The 19,973-nt window shown below is 69.2% G+C and carries 17 protein-coding genes; 4 read left to right on the plus strand and 13 right to left on the minus strand.

Translation table 11 applies throughout. From position 1 onward, the window contains the following. Positions 1-10: 10 nt before the first annotated feature. The 5 genes from hypF to O7543_RS21600 all read right to left on the minus strand — a co-directional run bounded on the left by hypF (position 11) and on the right by O7543_RS21600 (position 5,548). Entirely contained in the window at positions 11-2,365 is a 2,355-nt protein-coding gene (hypF, locus tag O7543_RS21580) for a carbamoyltransferase HypF (RefSeq protein WP_281552175.1), read from the minus strand. Positions 2,366-2,397: 32 nt separating this feature from the next. Beyond that, complete coding sequence (gene hypE / locus O7543_RS21585; protein ID WP_281552174.1) at positions 2,398-3,423, minus strand: hydrogenase expression/formation protein HypE; 1,026 nt, start codon at positions 3,421-3,423, stop codon at positions 2,398-2,400. A 31-nt stretch (positions 3,424-3,454) separates the two neighbouring features. Further along, positions 3,455-4,039 carry an isochorismatase family cysteine hydrolase gene (locus tag O7543_RS21590; protein ID WP_281552173.1) on the minus strand — a complete coding sequence of 195 codons (585 nt, stop codon included), beginning with the start codon at positions 4,037-4,039 and terminating at the stop codon, positions 3,455-3,457. A 43-nt stretch (positions 4,040-4,082) separates the two neighbouring features. Continuing rightward, positions 4,083-4,658 carry a GNAT family N-acetyltransferase gene (locus tag O7543_RS21595; RefSeq protein WP_281552172.1) on the minus strand — a complete coding sequence of 192 codons (576 nt, stop codon included), beginning with the start codon at positions 4,656-4,658 and terminating at the stop codon, positions 4,083-4,085. An 89-nt stretch (positions 4,659-4,747) separates the two neighbouring features. After that, positions 4,748-5,548 carry a hypothetical protein gene (locus O7543_RS21600; protein WP_281552171.1) on the minus strand — a complete coding sequence of 267 codons (801 nt, stop codon included), beginning with the start codon at positions 5,546-5,548 and terminating at the stop codon, positions 4,748-4,750. Between the two features lie 219 nt (positions 5,549-5,767). On the opposite strand from O7543_RS21600, the gene O7543_RS21605 reads away from it, so the two are divergent. The 3 genes from O7543_RS21605 (at position 5,768) to O7543_RS21615 (ending at position 8,432) form a co-directional block, all read left to right on the plus strand. Further along, a complete protein-coding gene (locus tag O7543_RS21605; RefSeq protein WP_281567185.1) occupies positions 5,768-6,772 on the plus strand; it encodes a hypothetical protein in 1,005 nt (334 codons plus the stop codon). Between the two features lie 138 nt (positions 6,773-6,910). Continuing rightward, positions 6,911-7,867: an EamA family transporter gene (locus O7543_RS21610; protein WP_281552169.1), complete on the plus strand. Its 957-nt coding sequence runs from the start codon at positions 6,911-6,913 to the stop codon at positions 7,865-7,867. Between the two features lie 10 nt (positions 7,868-7,877). Continuing rightward, the gene (locus O7543_RS21615; RefSeq protein WP_281552168.1) at positions 7,878-8,432 is read left to right on the plus strand and encodes a GNAT family protein; all 555 of its coding nucleotides are present in this window, start codon (positions 7,878-7,880) and stop codon (positions 8,430-8,432) included. Here O7543_RS21615 and ccsB read toward each other — a convergent pair. Genes ccsB through hemL form a run of 6 tightly spaced genes read right to left on the minus strand, consistent with a single transcriptional unit; the run spans position 8,395 to position 14,447 of the window. Then, on the minus strand, positions 8,395-9,411 hold the full coding sequence (gene ccsB / locus O7543_RS21620; RefSeq protein WP_281552167.1) for a c-type cytochrome biogenesis protein CcsB: 1,017 nt from the start codon (positions 9,409-9,411) through the stop codon (positions 8,395-8,397). The two genes, O7543_RS21615 and ccsB, sit on opposite strands and share 38 nt — an antisense overlap. Continuing rightward, positions 9,411-11,000 (minus strand): cytochrome c biogenesis protein ResB, encoded by a 1,590-nt coding sequence (locus O7543_RS21625; RefSeq protein ID WP_281552166.1) that lies wholly within the window; start codon positions 10,998-11,000, stop codon positions 9,411-9,413. Before O7543_RS21625 ends, ccsB begins: the two co-directional genes overlap by 1 nt. Beyond that, complete coding sequence (locus O7543_RS21630) at positions 11,000-11,800, minus strand: cytochrome c biogenesis protein CcdA (RefSeq protein ID WP_281552165.1); 801 nt, start codon at positions 11,798-11,800, stop codon at positions 11,000-11,002. The genes O7543_RS21625 and O7543_RS21630 overlap by 1 nt, the downstream gene beginning before the upstream one ends. Beyond that, positions 11,793-12,434, minus strand: a complete 642-nt coding sequence (locus tag O7543_RS21635; protein WP_281552164.1) for a TlpA disulfide reductase family protein — start codon at positions 12,432-12,434, stop codon at positions 11,793-11,795. The genes O7543_RS21630 and O7543_RS21635 overlap by 8 nt, the downstream gene beginning before the upstream one ends. Before the next feature lies 1 nt (position 12,435). Next, positions 12,436-13,083, minus strand: a complete 648-nt coding sequence (locus O7543_RS21640; protein WP_123607031.1) for a histidine phosphatase family protein — start codon at positions 13,081-13,083, stop codon at positions 12,436-12,438. Then, positions 13,080-14,447 carry a glutamate-1-semialdehyde 2,1-aminomutase gene (hemL, locus tag O7543_RS21645; protein ID WP_281552163.1) on the minus strand — a complete coding sequence of 456 codons (1,368 nt, stop codon included), beginning with the start codon at positions 14,445-14,447 and terminating at the stop codon, positions 13,080-13,082. Before hemL ends, O7543_RS21640 begins: the two co-directional genes overlap by 4 nt. Positions 14,448-14,564: 117 nt before the next feature. On the opposite strand from hemL, the gene O7543_RS21650 reads away from it, so the two are divergent. Then, positions 14,565-14,894, plus strand: coding sequence for an STAS domain-containing protein (locus O7543_RS21650; RefSeq protein WP_281552162.1), 330 nt, complete (start codon positions 14,565-14,567; stop codon positions 14,892-14,894). Positions 14,895-14,954: 60 nt separating this feature from the next. Here the strand turns inward: O7543_RS21650 and O7543_RS21655 are convergent, their stop codons facing one another. Continuing rightward, the gene (locus O7543_RS21655; RefSeq protein WP_281552161.1) at positions 14,955-15,518 is read right to left on the minus strand and encodes a response regulator; all 564 of its coding nucleotides are present in this window, start codon (positions 15,516-15,518) and stop codon (positions 14,955-14,957) included. Further along, a complete protein-coding gene (locus tag O7543_RS21660) occupies positions 15,515-19,879 on the minus strand; it encodes a HAMP domain-containing protein (RefSeq protein WP_281552160.1) in 4,365 nt (1,454 codons plus the stop codon). The genes O7543_RS21655 and O7543_RS21660 overlap by 4 nt, the downstream gene beginning before the upstream one ends. Positions 19,880-19,973 lie beyond the last annotated feature (94 nt).

Here is a 19,973-nt window from a genome sequence, read left to right on the forward strand (position 1 = left end):
GGTCCGGCGCTCAGGCCGTGGTCCTGGCTCGAGCGTCGGCGACCATCACCTGTCCGAGCGCGATGCCACCGTCGTTGGCCGGCACCTGCCGATGACAGCCCACCGTGAAACCTTCCGCCTCCAGCGCGACCAGGCAGTTCACCAGGAGGAACTCGTTCAGGTAGACCCCACCGGACAGCACGATCTGGTTGATCCCGGTATCCGCGCGAACCGTCCGGCACTGCCACCGCACCGCGTTGACCACCGCCGTGTGGAAGCGGCGACTGATCCGGGGCAGACCGACCCCGGCGGCCAGATCGTCGGCGATCCGGCGGACCACCGGCCGCGGGTCCAGTTCGGTGACCGCGCCGGTGACGAGGCCGAACCGGTAGCCGGCTTCCTGCATGTGGTCCCGTTCCAGCAGACCTTCCAATTCGATCGGACCCTGCGCCTCGTACTCGGCGAGCTGACACACGTCGACCAGCGCGGCGACCCCGTCGAACAACCGCCCCATGCCCGACGACATCGGGCAGTTGACGCCTCGGGCGATCATCCGGGAGTAGACGTGCCGCTGCTGTTGCGACAGTTTGTCGAGTACGCGGAACGCCGTGGTGGCGGCGGCCAGGTTCCCGAAGGCGTCCAGGGCCAGCGCCAGACCGGTCCGGATGGGCTCGCGGACCGCCTGGTCGCCGCCGATCAGCGGCACTGGGCGGAGCCGGGCCACCCGCTGGACCGTCGCGTAGTCACCGAGCAGGAACTCGCCACCCCAGACGGTGCCGTCCTCGCCGAAGCCCGCCCCGTCGAAGACGACGCCGAGCGTCGGTCCGGTGAACTGGTTCTCCGCCATGCAGGAGGCCATGTGGGCGTGGTGGTGCTGCACGAGTTCCACGGCGGCCGCCTCCGGCCCGTCGCCCGCCGCCGCCCGGACCGAGGACCGGAACTGCGGATGCATGTCGTACGCGCCCAGCTCCGGCCGCAGGGCGTACAGGTTGGCCAGGTGGGCCGCGGTGCGCTGGTGTGACTCGAAGGTCTCGTCGTTCTTCAGGTCCCCGATGTGCTGGCTCAGGTAGACCCGCGATCCGCTGCTCAACGCGACCGTTGTCTTGAGCTCCGCCCCGTAGCCGACGACGGTCTTCAGCGGGCGTCCCACGTCGACCGGGTACGGGGCGTAACCACGGGCCCGGCGCAGAAACGTCAGTACCGGCTTGCGCAGGTCGGGGTGCGTCGACAGCCGAACCACCGAGTCGTCCACCCGGATCTCGATGTCCCGGTCGTGGTAGAGCACCACATCGGCGATGTCGAACAGCTGGTCCAGCGCGTCCTCGTTGCGGTAGGCGATCGGATATCCGGAGATGTTTCCGCTGGTCATCACCAGGACGCCGAGGTCGGCCTCGTCGAGCAGCAGGTGGTGATGGGGGGCCGAGGGCAGCATGATGCCGAGGTTGGGGTTACGTGGGGCGACGCCTTCCGCGAGAGCACCGGCCCGTTTGCGGGCCAGCAGGATCGGCCGGGCCGGGGAGCGGAGCAGATCGACCTCCGCCGGGGAGAGCTGAACCAGCCGGTGTGCGGTGGCCAGATCGCGGGCCATCACCGCGAACGGCTTGGAGTCCCGGCGTTTGCGGCGACGGAGCCGACCGACCGCTTCGGCGTCGGTGGCGTCCACCGCTAGGTGGAACCCACCGACACTCTTGATGGCGGCGATCCCGCCGCCGGCGAGCACGTCGACACAGTGCCGCAACGCGGCGTCGCCCCGTAGCGTCGTGCCGGTCGGGCCGGCGAGCAGCAGCTGCGGTCCACAGGCCGGGCAGGCGTTCGGTTGTGCGTGGTAACGCCGGTCGGACGGATCCTGGTACTCGGCGGCGCACGGTGGGCACATGGTGAACCCGGCCATCGTGGTCTTCGCCCGGTCGTACGGCAGATCCTGGACGATCGAGTAGCGGGGTCCGCAGTTCGTGCAGTTGATGAAGGGGTACCGGTACCGGCGGTCCGCCGGGTCGCGCAACTCGGCGAGGCAGTCGGCGCAGACGTGCGTGTCCGGCGGGACCAGCGCGGCCCGGGTGGCGGCGGACCGGCTGGCCACGATCACGAACCCCTGGTCGCCGTCCGGCCCGGCCGGCGGGTCGCCGAGCGTACGTGTCTCGTCGACACGTACCTCGTCGACCCGGGCGAGTGCCGGGGCGGCGGTCCGAAGCTCCGTGGTGAACCGTTCCAGCACCTCGACCGGGCCGGTCACCTCGACCAGCACGCCCTCGGTGTCGTTGAGCACCGACCCGGACAGGCCGTACCGGTGGGCCAGCTTGTAGACGAAGGGGCGGTAGCCCACGCCCTGCACGACGCCGGTGACCCGGATCCTTCGCATTTCGTGTTCGATTTGTTTCAGATCCACGGCGCGTCCTCTTTCAGATCCACGGCGCGTCCTCAGCACAGCCGCGGGAGTTCGGCCCCCCGCAGCTGGTCGATCACCGACTCACGCCCGTCCCGGTCGCGCATCGTCACCGCCGGCCCGTCCCGGTCGGTCACCGTCCCGACGACCGCGGCGTGCGTGCCGTACGGGCTGCTGGCCAGCGCGGACAGCACGTCCGGCACGGCGGCCGGATCGACGAACAGCGCCGCGCAGCCCTCGTTCGCCGCGTGGATGGGGTTGATGCCCAGCATGTCGGCGGCCATCGCGGTCTCGTGCTGGATCGGCAGGGCCGACTCGTCGACGGTGATGACCCGTCCGGTGCTGGCCGCGTACTCGTGCAGGACGGCCGCCAGCCCGCCCCGGGTGACGTCGCGCATGGACCGCACGGCGCCCGGCGCGGTCTTGGCGAGTACGCCTTCGATCATGTTGTTCAGTGGTGCGCAGTCGCTGAGCACGCGGGCCTCGAAGCCGAGTCCTTCCCGGATGGACAGCAGGTGGACGGTGTGACTGCCGATCTGCCCGCTCAGCACGACGACGTCGCCCGGGCGTACGGACGCCATCCGCAGCGGTTCGCGGTGGAAGACCCCGACGCCGGCGGTGTTCAGGTAGAGCTGGTCGGCCTCGCCGGCCCGGACCACCTTGGTGTCGCCGGCGACGATCTGGACACCGGCCTCCGCCGCGGTGGCCCGGACCGAGTCGAGTACCTGGATCAGGCGGCGTACCGGCAGCCCGGTCTCCAGGATCATGCCGAGGGTGAGGAACCGGGGGGTCGCGCCGGCCACCGCCAGGTCGTTCACGGTCCCGCAGACGGCGATCTTGCCCACGTCGCCGTTGCCGAAGAACGGCGGATCGACGACGAACGAGTCGGTGGTCATGGCGATCCGAGGATCGTCGACGGACAGCACGGCGCTGTCCTCCAACACCCCGACGTAGACGTCACCGAGTCGTTCCACGATGAGGTCCAGCAGTTCGTGGCTGAGCTGGGCACCGGTGCCGTGGTCCAAAACTATCTGCCCGGCCGGGTCGGTCTTCCGGGTCACAACGCGCCTCCTGGGTGCACGGCCTGACAGGTCACGGGGTCTTGATCTCCTTGCGGGGGAGGGCACCGTGCTGGTCGAGTACCCGGAGGACCTCGGCCGACGGGGTCACCGTGGCGCAGTAGCCGGCCAGCCACTCCAGGGCCCGGTCCCGGTCCTCGGGCCGGGCGGAGACGACGCAGTCGGCGGGCACCCAGACGTTGTAGCCGCGGAAGAAGGCGTCGGCTGCCGTCGTCTGCACGCAGATCTGGGTCTGCATCCCGGTGATCAGCACGGTGTCCACGCCGAGTGCCTGTAGTCGTTCGTGCAGGTCGGTGTCGTAGAAACCGCTGTCCTTGTTCTTCTCCACGACGATGTCCGCCGGGTCGAGGAACTCCGCGATGATCTCGGCGCCCCGCGTGCCCCGCTGTACGGGCAGGTAGCCGTCGTAGCGTTCCGCGTTGGGGTCGTCCGGATCGTTGATCAACTGCAGGTGGAAGACGTGGTGGCCACGCTGCCGGATCCCGTCGAGGAACGCGGTGAAGTGGGCGGTGGCGGCACCGACCGCGGCCACCCGCTCCGGGTTCTTCTCGACGAGTTCGTACTGCAGGTCGTTGGTGAGCACAGCGATCTTCGACATGGTGCGTGGTGTTCCTTTCCGGTGGGGCGGGGCGCGTGGCCGGTCAGCCGGCTGCGGACGGCGCGGGAAGCTCGTGCAGCCAGGTCCCGGTCTGGCGGAAGTGGGCCTCCAGATCCGCGCGCCGTGCGTACATGAAGTGGCCGGTGACGGCCTGCCCCGCCTTGCGGGCGTAGTCCGGCAGCCGGCCGTACTCCTGGAAGCCGAGCCGGTGCCAGAGGACTCTCGGTCCGTCGTCGCGGACCTCCAGGGTGATCACGTCGCAGCCCATCTCGGCGACCTTGCGGATGGTCTCCTCGAAACCCTCCAGCAGGAACTTCCCGCGGTGCTCCGGGTCGATCACGCAGCGCCTGAGGTCGACGACGTGCCGTCGGGCGGGCAGCGGCGCGCGGGCGAGGGTGACCATCCCGACGATGGTGCCGTCGTCGGTGCGTACGGCGAGTAGCTCGAGAGCTCCGCGACGAAGCTCCGCGTCGAACGCACGCATCAGGGCGAAGCCGTCCTCGTCGTTCAGCGGTTCGGTGAACCCCAGGGTCATTTCGCGTACGGCGACGGCGTTCATCAGGCCGATCATCTCGCGGATGTCCTTGGCGGACAGTTCGGCGGGCCAGTCGTACTTCATCGACAACCTCCGTCTGTCGGCGCACGGCCGGACGTGGGTGGGAAGGGTGGCCGGGGTGGGGGCGGGGCACCGGGCGGTGCCGACGAGGGTCAGGCCATCGACGCCTGGGTCATCAGGTTCGTCTTGAGCGATGCGGTCGGTGCGGCCTGGGCCAGGGCGGACGGGTCGGCGCCGGCGCCGAGGACGGTGGCGGCGTAGACCTCGACGAAGTACGACACGAACAATGCGTTGATCTTGATGAGGTGTTCGACGAAGCGTTCTTCGTCCTCTTCGGTGTGAATCACCCGCATGATCATGTTCCATACCATGTCGACGTGGTCGTCCTCGTCGTCGAGCGCGAGATGGGCGCGCGCGCCCTTGGTCTTGTCCGCGCCGACGTGCTGCTCCATGACGTCGAGCCAGTCGGGCTGGGTCTTGCCGGCGATGTACTCGAGGTAGAAACCGCTGATCATCGAGGCGAGGGGTCCCTCGGTGGCCATCGTGTAGTAGAAGTAGCCGTTGAGGATCTCGGTGGCGAAGGTTGGTCTGATCGAGTAGATCTCCTCGTCGGTCATGCCCACCTTGTGCAGGTCGCCGGCGAACATCCGGTCGTGGCGTCCCTCCTCGGCACCGTAGAGACCCCATTCCTTGCACAGTTGCGGGTCGCGGGTGGCCCAGTAGTTGGCGATCAGCGGATCGACGGCCCGCTTCAGGCCGATGCGGATCATGGTTTCCACGTTGTGCCGCTTGTAGAGATCGAGATTGAAGCTCTCGGTCTGCAGCATTCCCTCTGCGCCCTTGTTCTGCTCGTAGAAGTCCCGCTCGAACTTCAACAGCAGATCGTCGACCCGCTTACGGAATTCCGGACGCTGCAGCGATGAATAGGTGTTGTAGGACTTGCTACGAGGCATTTCTCCCCCAACCCAGGTCGAAAGGACGGCGAACGGGAATCTTTGGTGGTGCCTGATAATTGCGAGCAACTGCCTCGCCCGCATACATGATCACATACCTCCATGTCAATGTGATTCCGTGGTTTTGGTGACCAATGAATATGATTGCTTACCGCGTCATCCGTGGCTAGATTCCGAGGGGTTCATGTTCTCGTTGGCGGAAAGATGAAGGGTGCTAGCATGGCAAAAGCCGCAATCTACCACGGCAAAGTGCCCAGACTGCAGTCAGATGACCGTCTTGTCTACCTTCATGCCGTGCGCCAGCAAGGCATAGACAGGCGCCTGCCTGAGAGTGGCCTGAAAATATGCCGCGAAAGGATCATGCGGGCGATCGGCAACCTGCTTGAAATCGGGCTGCTCAGCCCGGATGTGACAGATGTCGATCGCCTTCTGCCCGTCTCGCCGGAGTTAGTGCGATGCCGCATATTAAGTCCACTGCAGCGGGAGATGGACATCTGGCGCGACCGCGTAGGTGAGCTCCGCGGCGAGCTGGAAACCCTCGCCGCCGGCTACGCCGACGGTGTCGCAAGACAGTGGGCCAACGGCAAGCCCCAGGTCATTGCCGACCTCGAGCAGGTACGTGAACTCATCGACGGGCTCGCGGCCGAGGCGGAGCGCGAGGTGCTGACCTCCCAACCCGGCGGCGGCAGGCCGGAGGGTGTGCTGGCGGAGAGTCTGGACCGGACCGAGCACATGCTGCGCCGAGGCGTACGGATGAACACGCTGTACCAGCACACCGCGCGCTTCAGCCAGCCCACGATCGCCTACGTCAGGTGGGTGAGCGCGCTCGGCGGTCAGGTCCGGACCACTGCCGACGGATTCGCCCGCTGCCTGGTGTTCGACCGCCGGGTCGCCGTCGTCGGGCTGCCCGACTCGGTCGACGGAGCCGCCGTCGTGCGTGATTCCAACGTCGTCGCCTTCATCGCGGACGCCTTCGGGCGCTGCTGGAACGGAGCCGACCCGGTGTCGACCAGCTGGCACCGCAGAGAGACCATGGCCACGGTCCATGACGTGCAGAAAGCCATCATCTCCCTGCTGGTCGCCGGCGAGGCCGACGCCAAGATCGCCCAGCAGGTCGGGCTGTCGCTCCGTTCGTGTCAGCGACACATTGCTTACATCATGGGGACGCTTGGTGCGCGCAACCGGCTCCAGTTGGGGTATCTTGTGGCCAAGATGGACCTGTAGGACGGGTCCCCACGGGAGTGGGGCTGACCCAGGCCCGTCCGGTACCCGGGTGGCGGGTCGGCCGTCCACGGGCGTCGTGCCGCTGGCCTGTCGGCGACCACACCGACCGGATCAGCGATCATCGGTTTGGCGGTCACCTTGTCAGTAGGACACCTCGCACTCGGCGTACTCGTCACTGCGGTCTGGGGTTTCAACTTCGTCGTGATCCGTGTCGGGCTCGACTCCTTCGACCCCTACCTGCTCGCGACGCTCCGCTTCGCCTTCTGCTGCCTGCCGGCGATCTTCTTCTTCCGACGGCCGCGGGTGCCGATCCGCTACCTCGTCGCATACGGTCTGGTGCTCGGGGTCTTCCAGTTCGGGCTGCTCTTCGCCGGGATCGACGCCGGGCTGTCCGCTGGGCTGGCCTCCATCGTCCTGCAACTGCAGGTCTTCTTCACCATCGGGTTCGCCTCCCTGGTCCTGCGTGAGCGGGTCAAGCCGGTGCAGGGCGTGGGCATGGCACTCGCCGCCGCCGGCATGGTGCTCATCGCCACCGCGGTCACCGACGGGTCGGCCACCGTGACCGGCGTTCTGCTGGTCACCGCCGCGGCGGCCTCCTGGGGCGCGGCGAACATCATCGCCAAACGGGCCGCGACCGACGACATACTCGGTTTCATCGTCTGGTCGAGCCTGATCCCGCCCGTTCCGTTGTTTCTGCTCACCCTGCTGCTCAGCGGCCCGGAGTCGGTCGTCGACTCACTGCGTGACATTTCCTGGACCGCCGCCGCCTCGGTGCTGTACCTGGTCTACCCCACCACCCTGTTCGGCTATGCCGTGTGGAACTGGCTGTTGCGCCGGCACACCGCCGCGCTGGTCGCACCGTTGACCCTGCTCGTCCCGCTGTTCGGCATGGGGAGTTCGGTGCTGGTACTCGGCGAGCAGCTGACCGCAACGAAGCTGATCGCCGGCGCCATGGTCGTGCTCGGCCTGGTGGTGACCCAGATCCCGTGGCACCGGCTGGGCCGATGGGCGGTCACCGGCAGCCCGCCGGCATCGTTGCCCACCCAGCCGGCCGCGCCCGACCCGGCCTCGGCCGATCCCGTCGATTCGAGGTAGGTCGTCACCCATGGATGCGAAGCCGGTCGCGATACGTCCCATTCTGGACCGGGATCTCGATGCCCTGCTGCGGTTCCGGCTGGAGCCCGGTCTCATCGGTCCGAACTGGTACGGGCATCGGGACTCCGGCGAGTTGGCCCGCCGACTCCAGCAGGACGGCTGGCTCGGCGAGGACGACAGCCGGATGACCGTGACCGTCGACGACGAGCCGGCTGGGTTCGTGGCGTGGGCGAAGGTCAGCCAGGGCAACGGCTGCTACTGGGGGATCGGCATATCCCTGCTGCCCGAGTACCGCGGCCACGGTGTCGGGTCGGCCGCGCAGCGCCTGCTCTGCGCGTACCTGTTCGAGCACTCGGCGGCACCCCGTATCGAGGCGGTCACCCAACCGGAGAACGTCGTCGAGCAGCGCATCCTGGAACGTCTCGGCTTCCGGCACGAGGGCACGCTGCGCAGCGCGGAGTTCCGTGGCGGATGCTGGCGCGACGTCATGATCTACGGCCTGCTGCGGGACGACTTCTCCACCGCTGTCAGGCGTAGGAGTGCAGGCTCTCGAAGAAGTAGTTGACCCCGATCAGGTTCATCAGCATGGTGAGGAAGCCGAGGATCGCGATCCAGGTGACCGTGGTCCGCCGGACGCTCGGGGTGGCCCGGGCGTGCAGGTAGCCGGCGTAGATCACCCAGGAGATGAACGCCCAGGTCTCCTTCGGGTCCCAGGCCCACGGCCGCGACCAGGCGTGTTCGGCCCAGATCGCCCCGGCGATAACCGCGAAGGTGAAGACCGGGAAACCGATCGCGTGCAGCCCGAAGGTGAGCCGTTCCAGCGAGGCGGCGGCCGGGACCCGCTTGGCCAGCAGGTACGGGAACCCGCGCCGACCATGCTCGTAGCCGGACCGCAGCAGGAACATCGTGGCCGGAATCGACCCGAGCAGCAGCAGTCCGGACGATGCCATGATCGTGGAGACGTGGATGGCGTACCAGTAGGACTGCAGGGCCGGCACCAGCGGGGTGATCGGGGTGTAGAACACCAGGCCGGCCAGGCCGAGCAGGACGACCATGACGAGCGCGACGAACAGGCCGAGCAGCCGCAGCGACGGCCGCCGGTAGACCAGCACCAGCCAGGCGGCCACCCCGACGAAGGTGATCGCCAGCATGTACTCGTACATGTTGCCCCACGGCAGCCGCTCGGCGGCGACCCCCCGGGTGACCAGGCAGGCCAGGTGGAACAGGGCACCCAGCACGGTGGCGCCGACGGCGAACCAGCCGGCGAGTCCGACCGCCGGCCAGCCGGTCCGCTCCTGCGGATCCGGCTCCACCCCGACCGGACCGTCCAGGATCGGGGCTTTGAAGACCGGGCCGTCCGGGGTCGGGCCGGACGTCGTCGACGACGACCCGGCGGCAACAGTGGCGGTGGCGAGTTCCCGCTCGCGGACCACGACCGGCGCGGTACGCCGGGTGCCGAACCCGGCCTCGACCGCGTGGCAGATCATCGCGAGCAAATACGCGAAGATCGCCACTACCAGGAGTTGATCCGACAGTGCTGACATCAGTGCCGTCCTTCCCGTGGCCCGGCGTCGCCGCCGAGTGCCCGGATGAGCTCCCGGAACTCGTCGCCGAACCCGGGATGGTCGGTGCGCGGCAGCCCACCGGCCTCGACCAAGCTACTACCGGGTGTCGTTGACGCTGCGTCGGGGCCGGCCGGTGTGACCCTGAACCACACCCGACGTCGCCGGCCGAACAGTGCCGGCATCAGCCCGAGCAGCAGCGCCGCCGAGCTGGCCAGCAGCAGGCCGCTGCCGGGATCGTGCCGGACCGACAGGGTCACGTACTGCGAGATGTCGAGAAATTCGATGGTGGTGCCGTCGTCCAGGGTCATCGTCTCGCCGACCCGCAGCAGCTGCGGGTCACCGACCGGCAGCAGCCGGCCGGCCTCCACCTGCCGCTGGTCGATTTGGTAGACCGAGCCGGGGATACCGGCGTCCAGCCCAAGGTTGCCCCGGTACGCCCACAGCATCACCGCCGGGTCGCGCAGCTCCGGGTGGGTGGAGCGGACATACGGCGGCTGCGGCGGGGCGGACGGCAGGAAGAGCCCTTCGAAGGCCACCTGAAGCTGCGGATCACGTTCGCCGTTCGCCGGGTCGACGTTGGCGTCCGGGAAGCTGGCGACCCCTTCGCTGGTCAGCATCCCGTCGACGGCCAGGAACGGCGCGGAGACGTTCTGCGCCTGCCCGTAGCGGTCGGTGTAGCGCAGCACCGGCACGTAGCCGTGCCCGAGCAGGTAGATGTTGGCGCCGTCAAGGCGCAGCGGGGAGTTCACCGAGAACGTCTCGGTCCGGGCGGCACCGCCGTCGGCGTCGACCCGCACCTCGGCGGAGTAGCTCGCCGGCTGCCCGGACTCCAGAAAGGTGGCGGTGAAGTCAGTCAGCTCCAGGCAGAACCGGGGCAGGTCGCCGTCGGAGATCCGAGGGCCGAGCCGGTACTCGTCGTACTGCTGCACGGTGTTGCAGAACGCGGTGTCCGGCCCGGCGACCAGTAGCCGGTTGCCGTTCCAGCCGAACCAACTGCCCACGGCGACCCCGAGCAGGACGCCGATCAGCGACAGGTGGAAGACCAGATTGCCGGTCTCCTTCAGGTGGCCCTTCTCGGCGGCGACGCTGTCGTCGGTGACGGTGACCCGCCAGCGGCGGCGGCGCAGTTCGGCGGCGATCGCGTCCCGCGCGGCGGCGGGTGGGTCGCCGGCCGTGGTGTCGCCGGCGGTGGTCCAGCTGGCGTGCTGCGGCAGCCGGTCCAGCCGGCGCGGCGCGGCCGGCGGCGCCGCCCGCAACGCCCGTACGTGCTCGCGCAGCCGGGGCACGATGCAGCCGACCAGGGAGGTGAAAAGCAGCAGGTAGATCGCCGCGAACCAGGTCGAGGCGAACACGTCGAACATGCCGAGCCGGTCCAGCACCGGAGCCAGCCGTGGGTTCGCCGCGAAGTACGCGTCGACGTTTTCGATGTTGACGTCGCGTTGCGGTAGCAGCGAACCGGGGATCGCCGCCACGGCCAACAGGAAGAGGAGAATCAGCGCGGTCCGCATGCTGGTCAGCTGCCGCCACGAGTTGCGCAGCAGGACCAGCGCCGGATCCGGCCGGGACATCAGATGCCGACCTCGCCGGCCCCGACGGTGGCCTGGAACCAGATGACGAAGTCGGTCCAGGCGCCGGTGACCAGCGCCGCCCCGACCAGGATCAGCATCGCCCCGCCGACCCGGGTGACCCAGCGGCTGTTGCGCCGGATCACTGTGAACACGCCGAGCAGCCGGCGGAACGCCAGGCCGAAGACGACGAACGGCAGACCGAGTCCGAGGCAGTACGCCACGGCGAGCGCCACCGCCCGGTCGGTCTGGCCGCTGACCGTCGCCATCCCCATCACCGCGCCGAGGGTGGGGCCGACGCACGGCGTCCAGGACAGCGCGAAGACCGCGCCGAACACCGGGGCGCCGACCAGGCCGGCCTCCGGCAGCCGGCGTACCCGCACCTCGCGTTGCAGGCCGGGTACCAGACCGAGGAAGGCCAACCCGAACAGCACGATCAGCAGCCCGACGCCGATCTCCACCGGCCGCTGGTAGACGAACAGGTGACGGCCGACGCTGGCCATCAGGATCGCGGTGAGTGTGAAGACCACGGTGAACCCGCTGATGAACAGCAGGGTTCCGGCCAGCACCCGGCCGTGCCGGCCGCCGAAGGAACCGCCAGCACTCGCGCCGCCACCGCTGCCGCTGCGGCCACCGGCGGCGTCGAGGTCGGAGCCGGCCAGTCCGGTGACGTACGACAGGTAGCCGGGGGCGAGCGGCAGAATGCACGGGGAGAGGAAGCTGACCAGTCCGGCCAGTGCGGCCAGGCCGAGAGCCAGCAGTACCGGACCGCCCCGGGCGATCTCGGCGAACGTCTCACCCATCGGCCGGATCCGGCTCGGTGCCGGTGCCGGACGCCTCGGCATCGTCGCCGGTCGCCTCTGCGGCGACCTGTTCGACCAGCGGCTGCAGGCCGTCCTGACGGATCTCGGCGCGTACGACGGTGGCGATCCGGCCGCTCCGGTCGATGATCATCGTCGCGGGGATGCTGTTCGGCGGGATGTTGAAGTCCAGGGCGAGCCGGCTGGCCGGGTCGAACAGGCTCGGGTACGTCACCCGGCCCGCCTCGAAGGCGCGGGCCTTGTCCCGTTCATCGCGGACGTTGATGCCGAGAAAACGCACCCCCTGGTCCCGGGTCGCCTGGTAGGTGGCTTCCAGGTCGGCGGCCTCGGCTCGGCAGGGCGGGCACCAGGAGCCCCAGAAGTTGACCACCAGGACCTGACCCCGGTACGCCGCCGGATCGAACGCGGAGCCGTCGAGCAGCTCGGCGTCCAGCTCCGGCGCTGCCGGCCGGTCGTCGCCGGTGCATCGGATCACGCCTCGCTGATCGGTCTCGCAGTCGGTCGTCCAGTCGCTGGCCGCGCAGCCGGTCAGGGCGAGCGCGGCGGCCAACGTACCGGCGAGAAGGGCGACCGACCGACGGCCCGGCGTGATCAGCCCACGACGTGCCGACCGCATCTCAGGCGCCCTTGGCCGTCCGCGCCGACGGCGACATGGCGATCAGGTGGGCGGCCGGCTCGGAGTAGCCGATGCCGACCACCTTCGCGTCCTCGAAGTGGATCGCGGTCAGGCTGGCCAGGCCGCACTGCCGGCGGCGCGGGTCGTGCCAGAGACGCTTGCGTTCCAGGTAGCGGCGCAGCGTCCAGATCGGCAGCTGGTGGGAGACGCAGACCGCCTCGTGACCCTCGGCGGCGACCCGGGCGGCGTGCACCGCGGCGAACATCCGCTCGGCGATCGCCGTGTAGGCCTCGCCCCACGACGGGGTGACCGGATCGCGCAGCACCCACCAGTTGCGCGGGTCGCGGAACGATCCGTCGCCGGGGGAGACCCGCCGGCCCTCGAACCAGTTGGCCGACTCGATCAGCCGTTCGTCGACCGACACCGGCAACCGGAACTGGGCCGCGATCGGCTCGGCGGTCTCCTGGGCGCGTTCCAACGGACTGGCGACAACGTGCACCACGTCCCGGTCGGCGAGGGCCTGGCTGGCCGCCTTCGCCATCTGCACACCGAGTTCGGAGAGGCGGAAACCGGGCAGCCGGCCGTAGAGGATCTTCTCCGGGTTGTGGACCTCGCCGTGCCGCAGTACGTGGACGACCGTCCGTTTCATCCGTTTTCCCCCAGCGTCGGTGCCCGCAGCGCGCCGTCCGCTGCCGCAGCGGCGGCTGCGGCCCCGGCTGGCAGCGCAGCCGCGAGCTGTTCCAGGGCGGCGTCGTCGATCGCCGCCGAGACGAACCATGCCTCGAACGCACTGGGGGGCAGGTAGACGCCGTGCGCGAGCATCGCGTGGAAGAAGGCGCGGTACGCGTCGACGTCCTGCAGGCGGGCGCCAGCGTAGTCGGTGACCTCGGCGTCGGTGAAGAAGATCGAGAACATGGTGCCGGCGGTGGAGAGCCGGTGCGGCACCCCGGCGGCGGTGAGCGCCCCGGTGGCCAGCTCGGCGACCCGGGTCGCGGTGTCGGCGAGCTGCCGGTACAGGTCGGCGTCGGCCAGCCGGAGCGTGGCCAGTCCCGCGGCGCAGGCCAGCGGGTTCCCGGAGAGCGTACCGGCCTGGTAGACCGGGCCGGCCGGGGCCAGCTGCCGCATGATCTCGGCCCGGCCGCCGAACGCGGCGGCCGGCAGGCCGCCACCCATCACCTTGCCGTACGTGTAGAGGTCGGCGTCGACCGGCTCCAGCTCGGCCCAGCCGCCCCGGGCCACCCGGAACCCGGTCATCACCTCGTCGACGATCAGTAGCGCGCCGTGCGCGTGGGCGATCCGGGCCAGCGCGGCGTTGAAGCCGGGGGCCGGCGGCACCACACCCATGTTGCCGGCGGCCGCTTCGGTGATGATCGCGGCGATCTGGTCGCCGTGTTCGGCGAAGGTCGCCTCCACCGCCGCCACGTCGTTGTACGGCAGCACGATCGTCTCGCTGGCGGCGGCACCGGTCACCCCGGGCGAGTCGGGCAGCCCGAGGGTGGCCACCCCGCTGCCGGCCGCGGCGAGCAGCGCGTCGACGTGGCCGTGGTAGCAGCCGGCGAACTTGACGATCCTGGGTCGACCGGTGTGCCCCCGGGCCAGCCGGATCGCCGACATCGTCGCCTCGGTGCCGGAGTTGACCAGCCGGATCTGCTCCACCGGGGTACGGTCGACGATCTCGGCGGCCAGCGCCACCTCGCCGGGCGTCGGCGTACCGAAGCTGGTGCCGTGCGCGGCGGCTGCGCTGAGCGCGGCGACCACCTCGGGGTGGGCGTGGCCGAGGATCAGCGGTCCCCAGGAGCAGACCAGGTCGAGGTAACGGCGGTCGTCGGCGTCGAACAGCCACGGGCCGGACCCCCGGACCATGAACCTGGGGGTCCCGCCGACCGCCCTGAAGGCGCGCACGGGCGAGTTGACCCCGCCAGGGATGATCCCGGTGGCGCGGTCGAACAGGGCCTGGGATGCGGGCGCGTGCGCCGGGTACGGGCGGGCGCCGGCAGTTTCGGTGGCAGTCACGGCCCTGCCATTGTGGCAGCGTCACCAGGGGACCGCACATCCGACCCTGCCCAACGCCCGGGTTGCGGCGACCGCCGTACCAGGGCCGGGCTCGCGCTGTCGCGATACGCTGGCCGGGTGGAGCGGGCGGAGTTGTCGATCGCGTTGCGGCGCACTCCCGATGAGGCTGTGCTACGCCTCGTCGGTGAGATCGACATGCTCACCGCCGCCCAGCTGTCCACCACCGTCAACGATCTGCTCGGTGACGCGCCGGCCCGGATCGTGCTGGACATGGCCGGTGTCACCTTCTGCGACTCGCAGGGTCTGGGCACCCTGGTGGTGCTCACCCGCAAGGCCAGCCACGCGCAGAGTCTGCTGCTGCTCACCAACGTCGGCGAGTTCCTGCACCGGGTGTTGAACATCACCGGGCTGCGGTCGGCGCTCACCATCCGTAACGGCGCCGGCTGACCCGGGGCGGCCAGCTAGGCCTCGCGGTCAGTCCGGCGGCGGCCGGCCCGGCCGTTGCGGTCAGCCGGCCCGGCCGTCGCCGCCCCAGCGGGCCGTCTCCAACTCGTCGGCGACCTCGGCCGGAGCCACCTCGCCGTCGCGCAGCCGGGCGGTCGCCCGGTCGATCGCCGCACACAGTTGCCGTACCTGTTCGTCCCGCTGCCGGACCAGGTCCGCCTGGGTGGCGAGTTGGCGGTTCTTCACCCAGAGGTCGACGAAGACGCCGACCTTGGCCCGCAGCACCCACGGGTCGAAGGGCTTGATCAGGTAGTCGACCGCGCCGGCGGCGTACCCGCGCAGGGCGAGTTGGGCGTCGCGGTCCGCGGCGGTCAGGAACAGGATCGGTACGTGCCGGGTGCGTTCGCGACGCTTGATGTGGTTGGCCGTCTCGAATCCGTCCATCTCCGGCATCTGCGCGTCCAGCAGGATCACCGCGAAGTCGTCCACCAGCAGCTTCTTCAGCGCGTCCTCGCCGCTCTCCACCGCCACGGCCTGCACCGGCATCCCCTGCAGGATCGCCTCCAGAGCGAGCAGGTTGTCCCGCCGGTCGTCCACCAGAAGTACCTTCGCCGATCCGGCAGTCACGAGTTCAACTCCTCAGCCGCGTTGATCCAGGTCACCATCAGGGTGATCAGTTCGTCCAGGTCCACCGGTTTGGTGATGTAGTCCGTCGCCCCGGCCTGCAGCGCGGACTCCCGGTCACCCGGCATCGCCTTGGCGGTCAGGAAGACCACCGGCAGGTCCGCGAAGCGTTCGTTGCGGCGGATGATCCGGGTCGTCTCGTAACCGTCCTGGTCCGGCATCATCGCGTCCATCAGCACGATGTTCACTTCGGGGCGTTCGGCGAGTTTGCGTACGCCGTCGACCCCGTTGTCCGCGTAGATCACGGTCATCCCGTGCAGCTCCAACGCGCTGGTCAGCGCGAAGACGTTGCGGACGTCGTCGTCGATGATCAGTACGGTGGCCCCGTCCAGCCGCCGGGTGGTCGGCGGTTCGGGGCGGTCCACCTCGATCGGCCGGGTCAGCGGTGGCAGCGCGGTGCGGATCGGCGCGGCGGCCGGCAACGGTGCCGGCGGCAGCACCGCGTCGGTGTTGAGCACGTCGGGAACGTACAGCGTGAAGGTGGACCCTTCGCCCGGCACCGACGACACGGAGATCGCGCCGCCGATCAGCCGGGCCAGGTCGCGGCTGATCGACAGGCCGAGCCCGGTGCCGCCGTACCGCCTGCTGGTCGTCCCGTCCGCCTGCTGGAACGCCTCGAAGATCAGGGAGAGCTTGTCGTCGGAGATGCCGATCCCGGTGTCGATCACTGTGAAGGCGACCACCTGGTCGGCGGTGGACAGCGCTGGCTGTTCGAAGGTCAGGTCCTGCGGGGCGGGGGCGATCTGCAGTGTCACCGACCCCGAGTCGGTGAACTTCACCGCGTTGGAGAGCAGGTTGCGCAGGATCTGCTGCAGTCGCTGTGCGTCGGTGACGACCGCCGGGGGCAGGTCCGGCGCCACCTCGACGCGCAGTTCCAGCCCTTTCTCGTCGACCTGCGGTGCGAACGCCTGCTCGACGTACGACCGGATCTCGCCGAACGGCACCTCGGCCGGCTGCACGTCCATCCGGCCGGCCTCGATCTTCGACAGGTCGAGGATGTCGTCGATGAGGGACAGCAGGTCGGAGCCGGCGCTGTGGATGGTCTTGGCGAACTCGATCTGCTTCTCGGTGAGGTTGTCGTCCGGGTTGTCGGCCAGCAGCCGGGCCAGCAGCAGCAGCGAGTTCAACGGGGTACGCAGCTCGTGGCTCATGTTGGCCAGGAACTCCGACTTGTACGCCGAGGCCCGGGACAGCTGCTGGGCCTTTTCCTCCAGGCCGATCCGGGCCAGTTCGATCTCCCGGTTCTTGGTCTCGATGTTGCCCTTCTGCTCGGACAGCAGCCGGGCCTTGTCCTCCAGTTCGGCGTTGGTGCGCTGCAGTTCGGCCGACTGCGCCTGCATCTCGTTGGCCAGCCGCTGCGACTGGGCGAGCAGCTCCTCGGTGCGCTTGTTGGCCTGGATGGTGTTGACCGCGATGCCGATCGTGGCGACCAGCCGCTCCAGGAACGCCAGGTGCAGCTCGGAGAAGGCGGCGACGGAGGCGAACTCGATCACTCCGAGCATTTCGCCTTCGAACAGCACCGGCAGCACCACGTGGTCCCGGGGCGGGATGCTGAGCAGACCGGAGCGCAGGGTGAGCGCCCCGGTGGCGCCGGCGCCGACCCGGATGGTCCGGCGGGAGACGGCGGCCTGGCCGACCAGCCCTTCACCCGGACCAAAAATGATCTTGTGGTCCCGGGCGACATAGCCGTACGCGGCGGTGAGCCCGAGGCGGGTCACCCCGTCGTCGGCGTCGGCGAGGAAGAACGCGCCGAGCTGCGCGTCGACCAGCGGCGTCACCTCATTCATGATCATGCGGCAGACCTCGCCGAGGTCCCGCTGCCCCTGCAGCAGACCACCGATCCGCGCCAGGTTCGAGTCCAGCCAGCCCTGCTCGGCGTTCTTCTTGGTGGTGTCCCGCAAAGTGACAATCATCTGGTTGATGTTGTCCTTCAGCTCGGCGACCTCGCCCTGCGCCTGAACCGTGATGTGCTGGGTCATGTCGCCTCGGGTCACCGAGGTGGAGACCTGGGCGATCGCCCGTAGCTGGGTGGTCAGGGTGGACGCCAACTGGTTGACGTTCTCGGTGAGGTCCCGCCAGGTGCCGGAGACACCCTTGACCTGCGCCTGGCCGCCAAGCTCTCCCTCGGTGCCGACTTCGCGGGCGACGCGGGTGACTTCGTCGGCGAACGACGACAGTTGGTCGACCATGGTGTTGACGGTCGATTTGAGTTCGAGGATCTCGCCCTGTGCGTCGACGGTGATCTTCTGGGAGAGGTCACCCTTGGCGACGGCGGTGGTGACCGAGGCGATGTTGCGGACCTGGCTGGTGAGGTTGGAGGCCATCGAGTTGACGTTGTCGGTGAGGTCGCGCCAGGTGCCGGAGACGCCCTTGACCTGGGCCTGGCCGCCGAGTTTGCCCTCGGTGCCGACTTCGCGGGCGACGCGGGTGACTTCGTCGGCGAACGACGACAGTTGGTCGACCATGGTGTTGACGGTCGATTTGAGTTCGAGGATCTCGCCGCGTGCGTCGACGGTGATCTTCTGTGACAGGTCGCCCTTGGCGACCGCCGTGGAGACCTGGGCGATGTTGCGGACCTGGGCGGTCAGGTTGGAGGCCATCGAGTTGACGTTGTCGGTCAGGTCCCGCCACGTCCCGGCCACCCCGCGCACCTGGGCCTGGCCGCCGAGTTTGCCCTCGGTGCCGACTTCGCGGGCGACGCGGGTGACTTCGTCGGCGAACGACGACAGTTGGTCGACCATGGTGTTGACGGTCGATTTGAGTTCGAGGATCTCGCCGCGTGCGTCGACGGTGATCTTCTGGGAGAGGTCGCCCTTGGCGACGGCGGTGGTGACCGAGGCGATGTTGCGGACCTGGCTGGTGAGGTTGGAGGCCATCGAGTTGACGTTGTCGGTGAGGTCGCGCCAGGTGCCGGAGACGCCCTTGACCTGCGCCTGGCCGCCGAGTTTGCCTTCCGTGCCGACTTCGCGGGCGACGCGGGTGACTTCGTCGGCGAACAGCGACAGTTGGTCGACCATGGTGTTGACGGTCGATTTGAGTTCGAGGATCTCGCCGCGTGCGTCGACGGTGATCTTCTGTGACAGGTCGCCCTTGGCGACCGCCGTGGAGACCTGGGAGATGTTGCGAACCTGACTGGTCAGGTTGCCGGCCAGCTGGTTCACGTTCTGCGTGAGGTCACGCCACGTCCCGGAGAGCCCGCGGACCTGGGCCTGCCCGCCCAGCTTGCCCTCGATACCGACCTCGCGGGCGACCCGGGTGACCTCGTCGGCGAACCACGACAGCTGATCCACCATCGTGTTCACCGTCGACTTCAGTTCGAGAATCTCACCCTGGGCGGCGACGGTGATCTTCTGTGACAGGTCGCCCTTGGCGACCGCCGTGGAGACCTGGGCGATGTTGCGGACCTGGGCGGTCAGGTTCGACGCCATCGAGTTGACGCTGTCGGTCAGGTCCTTCCAGGTGCCGGCCACGTTCGGCACCTGGGCCTGCCCGCCCAGCTTGCCCTCCGTACCGACCTCGCGGGCGACCCGGGTGACCTGCTCGGCGAACAACCGCAGCGTGTCGGTCAGCATGTTGATCGTGTCGGCGAGCTCGGCGACCTCACCCTTGGCCGACACGGTGATCTTCTGCGACAGGTCGCCCCGCGACATCGCGGTGGCCACCTGGGAGATCGACCGGACCTGGTGGGTCAGGTTGGAGGCCATCGAGTTGACGTTGTCGGTCAGGTCCTTCCAGGTGCCGGAGACCCCCTTGACCCGCGCCTGGCCACCCAGCTTGCCCTCGGTGCCCACCTCCCGGGCGACCCGGGTGACCTCGTCGGCGAACGACGACAGCTGGCCGACCATCGTGTTCACCGTCCGGCCGATCCGCAGGAACTCGCCGCGCAGCGGCTGTCCGTCGATCTCCAGCTCCATGTGCTGGGACAGGTCACCTTCGGCGACCGCCCGGATCACCCGGGCGATCTCGGTGGTCGGTCGACCCAGGTCGTCGATCAGCGCGTTGATCGCCTGGTGGTTGTCCGCCCAGGCGCCGCCGAAGCCCTCCTCGTCGAGGCGTTCGCTGAGCCGGCCGTCCCGGCCGACGATCCGGCTGATCCGGCGCAGGTCCAGGTGCTGACGTTCCTGCAGCGAGACCACCTCGTTGAAGGCGTCGGCGACCTCGCCGGCCACCCCGACCCGGCGGGGCAGCCGTACCTTCAGATCCCCCTGCCCCACCCGGCGCAGCGCCTCGGCGAGCTCGGTCAGCAGCGCGGTCTCGTCGATCGCCGGCCGTTGGTCGGAGGACAGCTGTTTCGCGCTGGTCATAACTCCTCGCTCAGCTCTGGGAGTGGGCTGACCTCATCATTGCTCGACTACCGTGGCAGATGCGAGGCGCATGCCCGCACCAATCTGTCAGGGG

This window comes from Solwaraspora sp. WMMA2080, from assembly GCF_027497395.1.
GTDB lineage: Bacteria > Actinomycetota > Actinomycetes > Mycobacteriales > Micromonosporaceae > Micromonospora_E.

Excerpts from the sequence above, each read along its gene's own strand:
- O7543_RS21590 (WP_281552173.1), bottom strand. The coding sequence starts at position 4,039 with ATGTCGAAGATCGCTGTGCTCACCAACGACCTGCAGTACGAACTCGTC.
- O7543_RS21595 (WP_281552172.1), bottom strand. The coding sequence starts at position 4,658 with ATGAAGTACGACTGGCCCGCCGAACTGTCCGCCAAGGACATCCGCGAG.
- O7543_RS21600 (WP_281552171.1), bottom strand. The coding sequence starts at position 5,548 with ATGCCTCGTAGCAAGTCCTACAACACCTATTCATCGCTGCAGCGTCCG.
- O7543_RS21605 (WP_281567185.1), top strand. The coding sequence starts at position 5,768 with ATGGCAAAAGCCGCAATCTACCACGGCAAAGTGCCCAGACTGCAGTCA.
- O7543_RS21615 (WP_281552168.1), top strand. The coding sequence starts at position 7,878 with ATGGATGCGAAGCCGGTCGCGATACGTCCCATTCTGGACCGGGATCTC.
- ccsB (WP_281552167.1), bottom strand. The coding sequence starts at position 9,411 with ATGTCAGCACTGTCGGATCAACTCCTGGTAGTGGCGATCTTCGCGTAT.
- O7543_RS21625 (WP_281552166.1), bottom strand. The coding sequence starts at position 11,000 with ATGTCCCGGCCGGATCCGGCGCTGGTCCTGCTGCGCAACTCGTGGCGG.
- O7543_RS21630 (WP_281552165.1), bottom strand. The coding sequence starts at position 11,800 with ATGGGTGAGACGTTCGCCGAGATCGCCCGGGGCGGTCCGGTACTGCTG.
- O7543_RS21635 (WP_281552164.1), bottom strand. The coding sequence starts at position 12,434 with ATGCGGTCGGCACGTCGTGGGCTGATCACGCCGGGCCGTCGGTCGGTC.
- O7543_RS21640 (WP_123607031.1), bottom strand. The coding sequence starts at position 13,083 with ATGAAACGGACGGTCGTCCACGTACTGCGGCACGGCGAGGTCCACAAC.
- O7543_RS21660 (WP_281552160.1), bottom strand. The coding sequence starts at position 19,879 with ATGACCAGCGCGAAACAGCTGTCCTCCGACCAACGGCCGGCGATCGAC.